This is a genomic window from Vicinamibacterales bacterium, from assembly GCA_036504215.1.
Taxonomy (GTDB): Bacteria; Acidobacteriota; Vicinamibacteria; order Vicinamibacterales; family Fen-181; genus FEN-299.
Map to the genome: position 1 here is coordinate 85,640 of DASXVO010000033.1, position 15,345 is coordinate 100,984.

The following is a 15,345-nucleotide window of genomic DNA, read 5'->3' on the forward strand; positions in this document are numbered from 1 at the left end:
ACCGAACGGTCCACGTCCAGTCGCCGGTCATTCTAATCCGGATCGCCGTTCCGTTCACTCGGGTTGGGGGAAGGAGCGTTGCACGAAAAGAGCGACGGTCACTTCGTTCCGGCGCGGAGTCCTGTCGGACAACTCACGCCGGTGCCGCCCAGACCGCAGTACCCGCCGGGGTTCTTGGCGAGGTATTGCTGGTGGTAGTCCTCGGCGTAGTAGAACTCCGGCGCCGGCGCGATCTCGGTGGTGATGGCCGCATGGCCCGCCTCCGACAGGCGGCGCTGGTAGGCGTCGCGCGAGGCCGTCGCGGCCCGGAACTGCCCGTCGTCGAAGGCGAAGATTGCGGACCGGTACTGCGTGCCGATGTCGTGGCCCTGCCGCATGCCCTGCGTCGGATCGTGATTCTCCCAGAACGTGCGGAGCACGTCTTCGTACGTCACTCGGGATGGATCGAACACGACGAGCACGACCTCGGCGTGACCGGTGCCTCCGCTGCACACCTCGCGGTACGTGGGATTCGGCGTGAACCCGCCGGCGTAGCCCACGGCGGTCGTCACCACGCCCGGCAGTTGCCAGAACTTCCGTTCTGCGCCCCAGAAGCAACCCATGCCGAGGAGCGCCCGCGCGGAGCCCGCCGGAAACGGTGGACGGAGGCCTGCGCCGTTGACGAAGTGTGCCTCCGGCACTTCCATCGGCTCCGATCGGCCGGGCAGCGCCTCGCCCGGCGTCGGCATCCGCAGTTTCATCGATTCCAGTCCCACGGTCTTCTCCCTGCCGGCCCACTTCTGATGATAGCAAAGACCGGACGGCCGCTCTCGATTGACAGGACAGGCCGGGCGTGGTTTCATCAGCCATCCGTATGGATCAGCCTCCCCCGCCTGCCGTGGAGCGCCTGCTGGCGGCCATCCGCAAGAGCGGAGACTTCCCCGCCATGGCCCGGAGCATCGGCCTCATCAGCACGCTCACCGCGTCTGAAGCCACATCTTCCGGCCTGCTCGCCGACACGATCCTGCAGGACTACGGCCTGACCCAGAAGGTCCTGCGGCTCGTCAATACGGCGGCGTTCGCGCAGTACGACGAGGTGACGACGATCACCCGCGCGGTGCTGCTGATGGGATTCGACCGCGTCCGCAGCGTCGCGACCGGCCTGATGCTCTTCGAGCACCTGGCCAAGCACGCGCGCACGGCCAATCTGGCCGACGTCATGAACATGTCCTTCTACAGCGCGGTCCTCAGCCGGAACATCGCGGAGGACTCGGGCTTCGCGGATGGCGAGGAAGCGTTCATCAGCGCGCTGTTCCACAAACTCGGGCGGATCCTGGTCGCGTTCTATCTCCCGAAGGAATTCGCCGAGATCCAGGCGGGCGAGGCCGGAAAGGAACCGGCGACGATCCGGAGCGTGCTGGGGCTGTCGTACGAAGCGATGGGCATCGCCGTGGCGCAGGGTCTGAACCTGCCGGCGAAGCTCACGGAGAGCATGGTACGCGTGCCAGGCGATGCGTCCAGTCGCGTGCTGAGCCCGGGGGAACGCCTCGGCTGCCTGGCGACGCTGGCGAACGACATCACCGAAGTCCTGGCTGCGGATGCCGATCCGCACTTCAAGCAGGCCGAGATCGAACGCCTGGTCGGCTCCTACGCCAAGGTGGTCAAGATCGGCAAGAAGATGGGCGACCTCATCGCCCGGTCGGTCAAGGAACTCAAGGAGTCGTCCTCGACCTTCAAGCTCGAGTTGCCGGGCAGCCGGTTCATCGCGGGGTTCGGGGAGATGCGCGCCAAGTCGGTCGTCTCGGCGGCCGGGCGCGCCGCGGGCTTTGCCGAAGCGTCGAGCGCCGGCGCGCTCGTGCCCGATGAGTCCGAGGACCCGTCCGGCTTGGTGGCTGGCCCGATGCAGCCTGAGACGATCCTCACCAAGGGCCTCCACGAAATCACCTCTCTGCTCGTCGCCGAATACACGCTGGACGATGTGCTGCGCGTGGTGCTCGAGACGATCTACCGTGCGCTTGGCGTCGAGAGAACGCGTGTGTACTTCCTGCTGAAGGATCCGTCGTTGTCCGTGGCGCGGTTCCGGTTCGGGTTCGGCCAGTCGGCCACCGAGATGAAGGGCTGGTTCGAGATTCCGATCTCCGGAAGCGAGGATCTGTTCAGTCTTGCGCTCACCGAGCAGAAGGACATCGTAGTCAAGGATGCGACGGCCATGGAGGTGCTGGCCGCGCTGCCCGATTGGTATACGCGCAACGGCGTCGCCGATCGCTATCTGGTGCTGCTGCCCCTGGTCGTCGATCAGAAGTCCGTCGGCCTCTTCTACGTGGACGGCGAGAAGGAAGTGCTGCCTCTGCTGACGCCGCCCGTGCTCAATTACCTGAAGGTGCTGCGCGGCCAGGTCGTCCTGGCCATCAGGCAGAAGGCCACCCGCGCCCCGGGACGACGGTAATCCGGCCCGGCACCCCACCACCATGAGCACCTTCGGCATCGTCGGCACCGCGCGCACCCCTGGCACCCCCAGCACCTTCGGCACCGTCCGCACCTCCAGCACCCCCAGCACCCCCAGCACCTTCGGCACCGTCCGCACCCCCAGCACCCCCAGCACCTTCGGCACCTCCAGCACCTGATTCCCATGTCCCTCCGCCTGCTGGTCATCGGTGACATCGCCTGGGATGTGCTCGTGCGGCCCGTCGCGGACTTCGTGTGGGGTGCGGACGTCTACGGGTCCGTGGACCTCCTGCCGGGAGGATCGTCGGCCAACGTGGCAGTGTGGGCGCACAGGCTGGGTGCGCACGTGACGCTGGTCGGCAAGGTCGGCCACGACCGCATGGGACAACTGATGCGGGGCCATCTCGAGGACGAAGGGGTTGCGGAGCGCGTGGCGATGGTCCACGGCGAGACCACGCGCATCGGCGTCATCGTCCGGCCCGACGGGGAGCATGCGTTCGTCACCGATCACACGCACCCGCTCCATGTCGAGGCGACCGATCTGCCGCTCGCGATGCTCGACCGCACCGATGTCGTCTTCCTGAACGGCTACTCGGTGTTCATGGCGCGGTCGGCGTCCTTCGCCAGACCGCTGTTCGACGAGGCGCGGAGGCGCGACATCCCGGTGGCGTTCGATCCCTCATCCGCCAGCCTGATCGGCGTGTACGGCGCCGCCCGCCTGCTCGACGAACTCGGCGCGCTCGACGTCCTCCTCGCCAACGAGGACGAAGCCCGCGCACTGGCGCCTGGCCAGCCGGCCGTGTCACTCCTGTCGCGGGCGCGGCTCGTCGTGATCAAGCAGGGCGGCCTGGGCGCGACCGCGATCGGGGCGACCGGCACCACCACGGCGCCTGCCGAGTCGATCAGCGCGGTGGACACGACGGGCGCCGGCGACGCGTTCGACGCCGCGTTCCTCGTGGAGTACGGGCAGCACGGAAACCTCGACGTGGCTCTCGCCGCCGCCAACCATCTCGGCGCCCGCGTCGCCTCGCGCCTCGGCGCCCAGACGTTGTAGCGTTCGCCGTCATCCAACACAGAGATCGCGGAGGATCGCCGTTGAATACGCCTCGGCGGGCTCTGCGCGCTCTGTGTCGAATCCTCCGATCACTCGTATCGCAGCGCTTCGATCGGGTCGAGGCGGGAGGCGCGGAGGGCGGGCCAGAGACCGCTGATCAGGCCGGTCACCGAGAGGATGGTGGTTGCCGTGACGAGAATCGCCGGGGAGAGGATCAGGTGGATGTCGGTCGAGCGAGACGCGTCGCCGATCAGGCTCGCGATGAACGGCAGGACACCGACCGCTTTCACGATCGCGCAGGAGAGCACGATGCCGGCCAGGCCGCCGGCGAATGTGATGGCGATGCCTTCGAACAGGAACTGCGCGAGGATGTGGCCGCGGCGCGCGCCGAGCGCCTTGCGGACACCGATCTCGCGGGTCCGCTCCTGCACCGACACCAGCATGATGTTCATCACGCCGACCCCGCCAATCATGAGCGTCAGCGTCCCGATGAACAGCAGGACGACCATGAGGCCTCCCGCCATGCCGTCGACGATGGCCATGATATCGGCGCTCGAGTCGATGCGCAGCGCCCGCTCGTCGCGTGCGTCGAACCGGTGCCGCAGCGCCAGCACCTCGCGGACCTGCTTCTCGGCGATGTTCTGCTGATCCGGCCGGACGGCCTGGTACACGAGATAGTCGAGGTACTCCTGCGCGAACATCGACTTCATCGTCGTGTGCGGGATGAACACGGACATCGAGTCGGGCCAGAAGTACGACGACAGCTGGGCCTTCTGCGCGAGCACGCCGACGACCTCGAACGACAGCCCGCCGATGCGGATGACCTGCCCGACCGGCGGGATGTTGCTGAACAGCTTCTTTGCAACATCCGTCCCGACGAACGCCACGCGGCGGTGCTTCTCGCAATCCTCGTCGTTGATGAACCGGCCGTTACCCGCCGTCTCCGAGCGCATCACGCCATACTCCGGCGCCACGCCGCGCACGCCGGCCGTCGTCGATCGCGTCCCATAGATGAGCGGCAGCGACTCGAGGTACTCGGGGCTCGCGTACTTGACCGTGCCGAGTTCGCGCAACGCCTCGACGTCTTCCACCTTCAGGAAGATCCGGCGTCCGGCCCGCTCGCCGCCCACCTGTGTGCTCGTCTGGCCGCCGCGCATCCGCGCGGTGCCGTCCGAGATTGCGTTCCGGAACCCGACGACGAGCGCGGTTCGGAAACCCTGCCCGTACGCCATCAGGATGACGACGGTGACGATGCCCCAGGCGATGCCGAGCATGGTGAGGCCGGCGCGAAACCGGTGGTCGCGAATCGCCGCCGCCGCCTGGAGCATAACTTCCTTGAGGAGCATCGGATCTCTCTCGCCCTACATCTCGTACCGCAGCGCCTCGATCGGCGTCAGCGCCGCCGCGCGCCGCGCCGGATACGTGGACGCCGCGACGCCAATCAGCGTCAGCACGCCGATGGCCAGGACCGTGGTCTGCCAGGTCGTCACCATCCCGGAGAAGCGTTCGGGCATCGGCGCCAGGTTGACCAGCGCACACAGCCCGTATCCGACCGCGTACCCCATGACGCCGCTCAACAGCGTCAACGAAAAGCCCTCGCTGAAGAACTGCCACTGCACATTCCGCGAGGTGGCGCCTGTCGCCTTTCGGATCCCGATTTCTCTCGTGCGCTCCTTCACGGCCACCAGCATGATGTTCATGACACCGATGCCGCCGAGCGCGAGCGTGATGAGGCTGACCCACACGAAGAAGGTGTGCATCGCCCCGATCATCTTCCCGAACATCACCGACTCGATGGCGGTGTTCCACATCGAGAGCGCTTCGGGGTCGCCCGGATCGAAACCGTGGCGCGGCCCGAGCACCGACCGGATGTCGGTTTCGACCGGACCCTGTGCCTCGAGGCCGAGAAACCCGCCGATGCCCTCCCGTTCGAGCCACTCCTGCAGCTGCCTGGCCACCTCGGCGCGCGGCGCGGCGATGATGGCCGACAGCGAGTCCGCGGTGCTGCCGTTCGTCGTCATCGGGAAGTCGGCGCGCGCGGCTTCGTACGGGAGGAAGAGCCGTTCGTTGTCGGCACCGGTGTAGTTCGAGTCCTGGTCCTTCTTCCGGATGCGCCCGATCACGGTATACGGGATGCCGTTCAGGCTGAGTTCACTGCCCACCGGGTCGCGCTCGGCGAACAGCTGCCGGGAGGCCTCCGACCCGATGACCAGCACGCGGCGTCCCTCGTGACAGTCCATCTCGGAGATGAGGCGCCCGCGGTCCACCTCGATCGTCCGCATCCGCTGAAACGACGGCCAGATACCGCTCAATTGGAGCGTGCTCGCGTTGAAGGGACTCTTCGCCTTCACCGCACCGCGCATCAGCTCCGGTGACACGTCCTCGAGCAGCCGCGAGCGTTCGGCCAGCAGGCGAACGTCCTGGATATCGAGACGAATCGTCCGGCCGGCGCGCGCGCCACCCGCCTGCATCGCCGTCCGGCCGTTCCGGATGATGACGACGTTCCTGCCGAGTTCCTCGAGGACGTGCTGGTTTCCGCGCTGGAACCCTTCGCCGACCGCCGACAGCAGCACGATGGAGATCACGCCCCACATGATCCCGAACATCGTGAGGAAGCTGCGCAGCTTGTTGGCTGCCAGGTTCGACCAGGTCTGACGAAGGAGTTCCATATGGACTCGGGCTTTCGACTCTGTGCCGGACGAGGACCGACGGACCCTGCGTTACTGCAGGATCACGCGATCCCCGGCCGCGAGCCCCTTGACCACCTCGGTCCTGGTACCGTTGCTGACGCCGAGCGTCACGGCCACGCGCTCGCGACCGGTCTTCGTGCCGGCGGCAACCTTCTCGGCGTACGCATTCCGCTTGGCGTCGTAGATCACGGCGCGCTCGGGCACGATGAGCGTGCGCTTGTGCTCCTCGAGGACGATCTCCGCGTTCGCCGTCATGTTGGCGCGCAGTTCGCCCGACCCGTTGTCGATCGACACCCGCACCTCGAAGTTCACGACGTTGTCCTTCTCGACGCCCATCGGGGCGATCTGCGTGACCTTCCCCTCGAACTGGCGATCCTTGAACGTCTCCACCTTGATGCGCGCCGGCTGTCCGAGGCGGACCAGGCCGATGTCCGCCTCGTCCACCTTGCCCTTGACGTACACCCTGCCGATGTCGCCCAGCACCATCACGAGCGTGGCCGAGGAGCCGAGGTTGAGGATCGAAGACACGGGGCTGCCGATCTCGATGTCCCGCGACAGGACCGTGCCGTTGATGGGCGACCTGATGGTCGCGTTGGTCAACTCCTCTTCCGTCCGGTCCACCGTCGCCTGCGCCTGCGCGACGGTGGCCCGCGCCTGGGCGACGCGAGCCTCGCTCACGCCGAGCTGCGACTTCGCGGCCGCCTGCTTGTTGGACGCCTGGTCCAGCGCGTTTCTCGCATCGTCCAGATTCTGCGGTGAGATGAGTTTCTCGCGGGCGAGTTGGTCGGCACGCTCCAGGTTGCGTTTGGCGAACAGCACCTCGGGGCCGGCTGCCTCGATCCGGTTCTTCGCGAGCTCCGCCTCGGCAGCCTTCAGATTGGCCTGCGCGCCGGTGAGCGCGGCACGCGACTCGCGGAGCCGGGCGGCCAGGTTGTCGCGGTCCAGCTCGGCCAGGATTTGCCCCTCGCGCACGACATTGCCGACCTCGACCTTCAGTTCCTTGATGATGCCGTTCGCCTTCGACTTGATCTCGACCTTGGTAATCGGCTCGACCTTGCCGGTTGCGACAACCGACCGCGCGAGATCGCCGCGCTCCACGGTCGCGAGACGGGCAGGATCGACTGCGGTCGCCGGACGGGCGAGAACCGTGTACCCGAACGTGCCGACAATGCCGAGCGTGACCACGATCACGCCAATCCACACCACCCTGCGTCGCTTTGGCATCGCCATACCCGGAACCTCCCGCAAGCGCAGGCGGCCTGCGCCGTGAAACACACGCGTCCGCTCTGCTTCTCCATACGCACGCGGCGAGAACAGGGTTCCATTTCCGTGCCCGCGTGGCAGCCGGGCCCGCGGCGTGGTAAGGTAGTGGGTATAACTCACAATTGAGAGCTCGCCGGGGGCCATCGCGGTCCGCCGGCCCAGGGCTCGTTCAGGAGATGGTGTCAGGATGGCGAAGAGCAGCAACGGGAGCAGCACCAACGGAGAACCCAAGGCCCGCCGTGCGCCGGAACGACGGCGAAGCACCAAACCCACCGCGAAGGCGGCCTCCCAGGCGCCCGACATGGCGCGATCGCAGGAACCGAGTGGCCAGCCGATCGAAAGCCCGGCGAGATCCCTGGAAGGTGTCGGGCACACGCCTGCTCCGGAAGAGGTTCGCCGGCGAGCGTACGACATCTACGTCCGGCGCGGACAGGGAGACGGGCGGGACCTGGACGATTGGTACGAAGCCGAACGCCAGCTGATGGAACGCCGACACCACTAAACGGTCCGCGGACTCCCTTTTGCCCGCAGGAGTAGCACCGGCATCCGAACGCGATGGCGGACGTGGTCTACGGTCTGCCCGTGGATCACGTCGCTCACGCCGCGGTGGCCGTGTGTCGCCATCGCAATCAAATCGACGCTCTTCTCCTCGGCGACGCGGCAGATCTCCTTCGCCGGATCGCCCATGGCCAGCAGCGCGTCCACCTCGAGGCCCTCGGCCGTGAGCTGTGCCTGCACGCGCCCGAGGTACGCGCGGTCCTCCTGCATCTCCTCGGATTCGCGCAAGTTCAGCTCGTCGTAGTGGCGCGCCGCCCATCCGTCCGCCACGTGCACGAGCAGCAGCCGCGCCCCGGTCAGTTTCGCAAGCGGCGCCACGTGCTCGACGATTGTCTGATCGGCGTCCGAGTTCTCGATTGCCACGAGGATGTGTCGGTACATCTAGAACCACCCTCTCACGGTTTCCCACAACAGCCAGGCGTTCAGCAGGGTGATCAGGGCGGCGCACGGCCACGCAATCAGCTTCAACCATGGGCCAATCGCCAGCTTCCCCATGCGGCGCCGGTCGCTCACGAACAGGATCAGCGGGATCACGGCAAACGGCAACTGCAGACTGAGGATGACCTGGCTGAAGATCAGCAGGCTCCCGCTGGCGCGCTCGCCGAAGAGGATGACCGTCATCAACGCCGGAATGATGGCCACCAGCCGCGTGATCAGCCGCCGCAGCCAGGGCCGCATGCGGAAGTTGAGAAACCCTTCCATCACGATCTGTCCGGCCAGCGTGCCGGTCAGCGTTGCGTTCTGCCCGGAGAACAGCAGCGCGAGCGCGAACACCGTGGAGGCCACCGTCGTGCCGAGCAGCGGCGTCAGCAGCTTGTAGGCGTCAGAGATGTCCGCTACGTGCTCGTAGCCGGTTCCGTGGAACGTCGCGGCGGCGACGACGAGGATCGCGCCGTTGATGAACAGCGCCGAGGTGAGCGCGACCGTCGAGTCGAGGCTCGCGAACGAGACCGCCTCGCCCCGGCTCTCCTGCGAATCGCCATACTGGCGCGTCTGCACGATCGACGAGTGCAGGTACAAATTGTGCGGCATCACCGTCGCGCCGAGGATCCCGACGGCAATGTAGAGCATCTCCCGGTCCCGAAACAGCTGCGTCGTCGGCAGGAGGCCTCGGGCGACCGCGACGAGATCCGGCTTCGAGAAGAACAGCTCGACCGCGAAGGCCCCGGCGATGCCGGCGATGAGCAGCACGACGAGGCCCTCGACGTATCGGAAGCGATGGTGCTGGAGGTAGAGAACGATCAGGACGTCGGCCGACGTGAGACAGACGCCGACCGCCAGCGGGAGGCCGAACAGCAGGTTCAGCGCGATGGCCGAGCCGATGACCTCGGCGAGGTCCGTCGCCGCAATCGCAATCTCGGCCAGGCCCCACAGCAGCAGCGTCGTCCGGCGGCTGAAGTGGTCGCGGCAGGCCTGCGCGAGGTCGCGGCCGCTCGCGATGCCGAGGCGGGCGGCGAGCGCCTGCAGCAGGATCGCGAGGAGGTTCGAGGCGAAGACGACGCAGAGCAGCGCGTAGCCGAAGCGGGCGCCGCCGGCGATGTCGGTCGCCCAGTTGCCGGGGTCCATGTAACCAACGGCGACCAGGTAGCCCGGACCCGAGAACGCCAGCAACTTCCGCCAGAAACCCGCACCAGCGGGAACGGCGATCGTGCCATGCACTTCCGGCAGGCTGACCTCGCCTGCTGAGACGTGCGACGTCAGTGGACGGTCGCCAGGAGAGGGAGAGGAGGCCACCCCGGCATTTTCGCACCGATCGGGGCGTGGAGCGAGGGAACTGGAGACAGGAGCCAGGAGGCGGGAGGCAGCAGTCAGAACGCGCCGCTGCTCGACCCACGGCTGCAAGCGCGCCAGCGAGGTTGTGGTGCGCGCCCCCGTTCCGAGGATGGAGTTCGAGAGCACGCTCGAATGCGGCGATGACCTCGTGCGGCCTGCCGGTCAGGGCGAGCAGGCCAACGACGACACCGGCACGGCGGCCGAAACGCCTCGTCGCCTCGACGGTCATCAACGCGCACGACAGCGCCCCGACGAGCGCCCAATCGGCCGTGCTATCATGACGACGGCGTGCGCCCGTAGCTCAGTTGGATAGAGCGTCGGCCTTCGAAGCCGCAGGTCGGGGGTTCGAGCCCCTCCGGGCGCACCAACCTTCGCTCATGGCTGCACGCGAAGGCGGACTCCCAACCCAAGGGTCATCCACTGCGGCGGTAGCCCTGCCTTGGTCGTCCTCCCCGTTTCTGACGGATTCGAGTTGTCCCGATGGGCTGCCGTGGCTGAGGCACGGAGCCTCCCGATTCGAGACGACCGCCACCAGGTGGATGATCCTCCCGTCGTCCGAGTTGCTGGCGCAAGCGCTGTTTCTCGGGCCTCTACGCGTTCTTCCGTGGCCTCAACTTGTCCGGCGAGACCAGGCGGCGTAAGGACAGCAGCGACTGGTCACCATCGAGGTGACCGCGCCAGCGGCCGAGAACGGCGTGGAATAGAGGCCCATGGGCAGCAGGTCATAGGCCGGCAGGGTTCGTCGTGCAGCGGGAGAAACGTGTCGAACGTCGCAGCGGCAGCTTTGCGCTTCTTCTCGCCCGGGTCCAGGCCGTGAGCGAGATCGCCGAGCACCTGGCGCGCCAGCTCACGAGCGGCCGCAGGAGTCAGCACGGTCCTCGATCCGAGCGTGTACCATCGTCCGTGACCGAGCAGCGCGCAATAGCTGTGCCTGGCGGCTCGCGTGCGTGGCCAGGTGACCAGCGGCGTGAGGCGTGAGGCGAGTAGGCGTGCTCGCAAGAGCGCGGGCGGCCGCCGGGCGCGGCGGCCGCCCCACCACAGATGGAGTCGCAGACTGCCGTCCAGTCCGCGGCGCACCGGAGTGCGTGATGGAACAGGAGGTGGTGAAGTGGGGTCGTCAGCCCTCGAGGGTCTTGATCTTGGCTTCCGTCCCACCCGCCTTGATGGCCACCTTCACCGCGTCTTCCATGGGGTCCTTGAAGGGCACCTCAATGCGTAGCAATCCGTTCACGTAGGTCGCTTCGGCCTTGTCAGGCTTCACCGGCCAGCCCAACGCCAATGCCGACACGTACTCGATGTCCCTGGCCGGCGCCAACAAATAGACGCTGTCTGCGAGAATCTTCACATCGATGGTCTCCGTTGGCGCTCCTGGGATGGCGAACTCCACGATCAGCTTGTGCTGCACACCGTCGGCGTACGCAACGGTATCAGGCGCAACCTTCATTCGTTCTACCTGCATCTCGACACCCTCCTTTTGCCCCTCTGTCCCCTTCAACCACCACGAGAATCCGACATGTCAGTAACCTACCAGCCGCGACGAGGCGCGTCTGTTCAAATACGTACACTCGTTCTCCACGGTGACACCCGTTTGATCTGCAGCCGCACGAGCCAGAACGCGCGGGAGAGTCCGGACGGCCAGGCACAACATCTCGCGGGTGTCATCGTCGTCTTCCACGACGAGCACGCGCAGCGGCGGTCGATACGCTCTGAACATGGCCCTGAGGCGACACCACGCACTGCGTGCTCCCGTCGAGCGTCTTCACGTCGTTGAGCCCGTCCGTCGCGCCGGACTCCAATCCCGGCAGGGCTTGCTGATGCCAGCCGGTCTGCCCGATAGCGGATGAGAAACTCAGGATGAGCAGCAAAGCCATCGACAGTAAGGCCGGAACCGTCGGCGCCAACTCAAATGCCTCGTCGGCCGGGAGCTTGTCTGGCAGAATGGCGTCCGGAGGTACGGCGTCCCCGCTCTCGCCAATGGAAACACCCGACCGCCAGGAAATCCGGCTACTGTTCGACGACTACCTGCGGATGTACGCCGGGCGCGACGATCGCCTCACGACCTACTTCAGCCAGGATTTCTCCGGCTTCACGGGTGGAGGGGATTTCCTGGTCAAGGACAGGGAACAGTGGGTTGCGATCACTCGGCAGGACTTCGCCCAGGTCAAGGATCCACTCCGGATTGAACTCAAGGACGTGGCCATCCAGGTGCTGGCCGACACCCTCGGTGTCGCGACCGGCTTCTTCGCGATCCACCTGCCGATCGAAGACCACATCCTGTCGCGAGAGACCGCGCGCCTCGTGCTGATCTTCCGCAAGGAGGAAGGCGGATGGAAGATCTCGCACAGCAGCATCTCGATTCCGTACCACCTGGTTCGCGAGGGCGAAGTCTATCCGCTGAAGGAGCTGGTGGATCGCAATCGGTTCCTGGAGGAAGTGGTTGCGGACCGGACGACGAAGCTGTCCGAGGCCAACGATCAACTGCGCCGGACGAATGACGATCTGACGAGAGAGATTGCGGAGCGCCAGCAGACGGCCGAGGCACTGCAGAGAAGCGAGGAACGGTACCGCTCCGTCGTCAACGCCTCCCCCGACGACATCACGATTACGGATGCCGAGGGCCGCATCCTCATGGCGTCGCCCACGGCATATGGGATGTTCGGCGGTGACCCGACCGACGAGTTCCGCGGGCGTCCGCTCACCGACTTCATCGTCCCCGCAGATCGACAGCGCGCACTGGGCCAGGTCGCGCAGAAGCGCCAGGGCGTCGTCACCGGCCCGAGCGAATACCGCGGCCTGCGCCTCGACGGAAGCACCTTCGATATCGAGGTGAACAGCGAGTTCATCGGTGACGCTGCCGGATCGCCCACGGGCATGGTCGTGATTGTCCGAGACATCACGGGGCGCAAGCAGGCGGAAGCGGAAAAGGAACACCTGCAGGCGATCAACCGACAACTCCAGAAGGCGGACAGCCTTGGCCGCCTCGCCGGGGCCATCGCTCACCACTTCAACAACCAACTCGGAGCCGTGATCGGGAACCTGGACCTGGCCATCAGGGACCTCGATGACGGAGCGAACCCGCGCGCGGAGCTCGCAGAAGCGTTGACGGCATCCCACAAGGCCGCGGAGATGAGCGGCCTGATGCTGACCTACCTGGGTCAGTCATTCGACAAACGTGAAGCGCTCGACCTGTCCGAGACCTGCCGCCGGAGCCTGCCCATTCTTCGAGCGGCCATGCCGGCAGGAGTGGCGCTCGAATCCGACCTGCCCATGCCGGGCCCGGTCGTCGTCGGGAACGCGAACCAGGTGCAGCGGATGCTGACCAACCTGGCCGCCAACGCATGGGAAGCCATCGGTGCGAGCCCGGGCGCGATCCGCCTGAGCGTGAAGACGGTGTCCGCCGAGGTCATCCCACCCACCCATCGTGTTCCGCCGGACTGGCAGCCGCAGGACAACGCGTATGCGTGCATCGAGGTGACGGACACGGGCTGCGGCATCGAGGACAAGGACATCGAGACGCTGTTCGATCCGTTCTTCTCCAGCAAGTTCACCGGACGAGGGATGGGCCTCGCGGTGGTCCTGGGGATTGCGCGCACCTACGGCGGTGTCGTCATCGTGGAGAGCGAACCGGGTAGGGGCAGCACGTTCCGCGTGTGCCTCCCGGCGTCGATTTAGCCGGCCCGTGACGCCGGCTTCATCCGGCGGTTACATGCGCCGGCTATTGTGTGATCACGGGCGCACGGATAGAGCCTGGTCAGTCGCGTCGGGAGCATCCTCCTGCGCGCCGCGGACACGGGCCCCTCTGAGCCGGGGCCCGGAGAGTACTCCAAGAGTCACACCTACATCGCTCGCCTCGACGACGACGCAGGGCCCGAGGGAGCAGGTGCACCGACCACACCTCAACGCCGAGACCTGTCGAGCGCGGCGGCCGTCCAGCAGTTGCCCGGCATGTGGCTCATCGCCGGCGTCTCGGTCGGACTGATCGCTGTCGCGGGCGAGGAGGAACGCCCGCTCGTCGCCGAACGCCTGCAACACTTCCCGCACCACCGGCAGACAGGTGACGATCTCGTCGAAGTCGGCCAGGTCTTCGAGGAGCACGCGCGCCGGCACGCAAGAGGGACACGGCACCGGACGGGTGTGGCTCCCCAATCGACGTGCTCGGTTGAACGGGACGGGGCATAGTCGTCGGGTAACAATGGTGACAATAGACACTCCCTGCGGCGACTTTGCACGGGGTGGCAGCAGGAATCGCTTGCAGAACCACGTGTTTCCGCTGGTGCGCAAGTTGCGTTGCTCACCGTGACGCATTCCTTCACCGTTCTCGCTGGGTGGTGCCTGAGAACCGGCGTCCAAGCCATGAGGGCTCGTTCCTGCGCTCTGGAGCCTACCGGCTGCTCAGCCCGCCCGCCGCCCGCAAGGGATTCCGGCGCCTATCTCACCCGACAAGATGGAGGATTGAATCATGCGCATCTTCCGTTCCGGCGTGAGCGTCATCGCGCTTGGGGTGGCGACCGTCGGCCTGGCGGTGGCCTGCTCGTGCCCGGCCGCAGCCGACCCCATCAACCTGGCCCTGAACCCAACTGCTACGGGGCTTCCGAGCCCGCTCGAATCTGACGCGGGGTGGGGAGGCGGAGGTGGATGGGCCGGCGGTCCGTGGGAAATCGTCGATGGCCAGCGAGGATACCCCGAGTGGTACCACGGCTTGGCACTTCCGTGGGATGGCGGGCAGCACCAGGCGACGATCGCGCTGGCCTCATCGTCCTGGTTCAACGAAGTCATCATCTGGCATCACAGCTACTATCCCGTCACCAACCCGTTCCTCGATTACTGGGATGGCACGGCGTGGAATCCGATCAGCTACACGCGGCTGCTGGGCTCACAGCAGGCGCTGGGGTCGCTGTCGGACATCTACTCCTTCGACGCGGTGCTCGGCAGCAAGGTGCGGTGGACGGTTCCGGCGGGCGCGGCTTTCTGTTCGGGATGTCCAAACCACGCATGGATATACGAGTTCGAGGTATACGAGGCCCAGCCGGTCCCCGAACCGGCATCCCTCATGCTGCTGGGAACCGGCTTGATCGGCTCGGCAATGGCTGTCCGCCGTCGCCGCCGGCACGAGTAGCGGGAGTGGGCCAAAGGCATGTGATGGCGCAGGCTTCCTCGCAGGCACGGTATCCGGGTCTGCGCGCCGGCACGCCACAGGGACACGGCACCGGGCGTGTGCCCTGGCCGATCAGCGACAGCACGAAACTGCTGACGCTGTGGCCGTCCTATTCGGGTCCCGCAACTCGGTTCCGTGGAGGTGCTCGTCAAGATCGTCCAGCGGAAGCGCGCGCGGAAATCCGGATGCGTTCCGGCGCCCAAGCTCGGCGGCGTCGGTGACGGTGCCGCGAATCTCACTGCCTGCGGGTGTGAGGACGGCCACGCGCGCGCGCGCCCGCCACGGTGCCGCCGCTCGGGTCCAGGATCAGCCCGGTGAGGCCACCCGGCGCCGAGATGCTGGCGGACGTCGGGATGGCGAGGACGGCCGACAGGAGAATCGCCACCAGGGCAGCCACGAGTGGGTTCCACTGGGGGCGCATACCGGTC

The 15,345-nt window shown here is 66.7% G+C and carries 14 protein-coding genes and 1 tRNA gene; 6 read left to right on the forward strand and 9 right to left on the reverse strand.

Annotated elements, in window-relative coordinates; translation table 11 throughout:
- Nucleotides 1-98: 98 nt before the first annotated feature.
- The gene (msrA, locus tag VGK32_08360; protein ID HEY3381767.1) at nucleotides 99-755 is read right to left on the reverse strand and encodes a peptide-methionine (S)-S-oxide reductase MsrA; all 657 of its coding nucleotides are present in this window, start codon (nucleotides 753-755) and stop codon (nucleotides 99-101) included.
- Nucleotides 756-853: 98 nt separating this feature from the next.
- On the opposite strand from msrA, the gene VGK32_08365 reads away from it, so the two are divergent.
- Nucleotides 854-2,425 (forward strand): HDOD domain-containing protein, encoded by a 1,572-nt coding sequence (locus VGK32_08365; GenBank protein HEY3381768.1) that lies wholly within the window; start codon nucleotides 854-856, stop codon nucleotides 2,423-2,425.
- A gap of 183 nt (nucleotides 2,426-2,608) precedes the next feature.
- Entirely contained in the window at nucleotides 2,609-3,478 is an 870-nt protein-coding gene (locus VGK32_08370; GenBank protein HEY3381769.1) for a PfkB family carbohydrate kinase, read from the forward strand.
- Nucleotides 3,479-3,567: 89 nt separating this feature from the next.
- On the opposite strand, the gene VGK32_08375 is transcribed toward VGK32_08370, so the two are convergent.
- Genes VGK32_08375 through VGK32_08385 form a run of 3 tightly spaced genes read right to left on the reverse strand, consistent with a single transcriptional unit; the run spans nucleotide 3,568 to nucleotide 7,392 of the window.
- Nucleotides 3,568-4,824 (reverse strand): ABC transporter permease, encoded by a 1,257-nt coding sequence (locus tag VGK32_08375; protein HEY3381770.1) that lies wholly within the window; start codon nucleotides 4,822-4,824, stop codon nucleotides 3,568-3,570.
- A 15-nt stretch (nucleotides 4,825-4,839) separates the two neighbouring features.
- Nucleotides 4,840-6,147 (reverse strand): ABC transporter permease, encoded by a 1,308-nt coding sequence (locus tag VGK32_08380; protein HEY3381771.1) that lies wholly within the window; start codon nucleotides 6,145-6,147, stop codon nucleotides 4,840-4,842.
- A gap of 51 nt (nucleotides 6,148-6,198) precedes the next feature.
- A complete protein-coding gene (locus tag VGK32_08385; GenBank protein HEY3381772.1) occupies nucleotides 6,199-7,392 on the reverse strand; it encodes an efflux RND transporter periplasmic adaptor subunit in 1,194 nt (397 codons plus the stop codon).
- 226 nt (nucleotides 7,393-7,618) lie between these two features.
- Here VGK32_08385 and VGK32_08390 point away from each other — a divergent pair, with 226 nt between their 5' ends.
- Entirely contained in the window at nucleotides 7,619-7,933 is a 315-nt protein-coding gene (locus VGK32_08390) for a DUF2934 domain-containing protein (protein ID HEY3381773.1), read from the forward strand.
- Here VGK32_08390 and VGK32_08395 read toward each other — a convergent pair.
- Nucleotides 7,930-8,370, reverse strand: coding sequence for a universal stress protein (locus VGK32_08395; protein HEY3381774.1), 441 nt, complete (start codon nucleotides 8,368-8,370; stop codon nucleotides 7,930-7,932). The two genes, VGK32_08390 and VGK32_08395, sit on opposite strands and share 4 nt — an antisense overlap.
- Nucleotides 8,371-9,888, reverse strand: coding sequence for an Nramp family divalent metal transporter (locus VGK32_08400; GenBank protein HEY3381775.1), 1,518 nt, complete (start codon nucleotides 9,886-9,888; stop codon nucleotides 8,371-8,373). It abuts the gene before it with no gap.
- A 164-nt stretch (nucleotides 9,889-10,052) separates the two neighbouring features.
- Here VGK32_08400 and VGK32_08405 point away from each other — a divergent pair.
- Nucleotides 10,053-10,129 (forward strand) — tRNA-Arg (locus tag VGK32_08405).
- A gap of 750 nt (nucleotides 10,130-10,879) precedes the next feature.
- Here VGK32_08405 and VGK32_08410 read toward each other — a convergent pair.
- Complete coding sequence (locus VGK32_08410) at nucleotides 10,880-11,206, reverse strand: hypothetical protein (GenBank protein ID HEY3381776.1); 327 nt, start codon at nucleotides 11,204-11,206, stop codon at nucleotides 10,880-10,882.
- Nucleotides 11,207-11,616: 410 nt separating this feature from the next.
- On the opposite strand from VGK32_08410, the gene VGK32_08415 reads away from it, so the two are divergent.
- A complete protein-coding gene (locus tag VGK32_08415) occupies nucleotides 11,617-13,434 on the forward strand; it encodes a nuclear transport factor 2 family protein (GenBank protein HEY3381777.1) in 1,818 nt (605 codons plus the stop codon).
- A 54-nt stretch (nucleotides 13,435-13,488) separates the two neighbouring features.
- Here the strand turns inward: VGK32_08415 and VGK32_08420 are convergent, their stop codons facing one another.
- On the reverse strand, nucleotides 13,489-13,857 hold the full coding sequence (locus tag VGK32_08420; protein ID HEY3381778.1) for a hypothetical protein: 369 nt from the start codon (nucleotides 13,855-13,857) through the stop codon (nucleotides 13,489-13,491).
- Between the two features lie 364 nt (nucleotides 13,858-14,221).
- Here VGK32_08420 and VGK32_08425 point away from each other — a divergent pair, with 364 nt between their 5' ends.
- Nucleotides 14,222-14,878, forward strand: a complete 657-nt coding sequence (locus tag VGK32_08425; protein HEY3381779.1) for a PEP-CTERM sorting domain-containing protein — start codon at nucleotides 14,222-14,224, stop codon at nucleotides 14,876-14,878.
- 274 nt (nucleotides 14,879-15,152) lie between these two features.
- On the opposite strand, the gene VGK32_08430 is transcribed toward VGK32_08425, so the two are convergent.
- Nucleotides 15,153-15,338 (reverse strand): hypothetical protein, encoded by a 186-nt coding sequence (locus VGK32_08430; protein ID HEY3381780.1) that lies wholly within the window; start codon nucleotides 15,336-15,338, stop codon nucleotides 15,153-15,155.
- Between the last annotated feature and the right edge of the window lie 7 nt (nucleotides 15,339-15,345).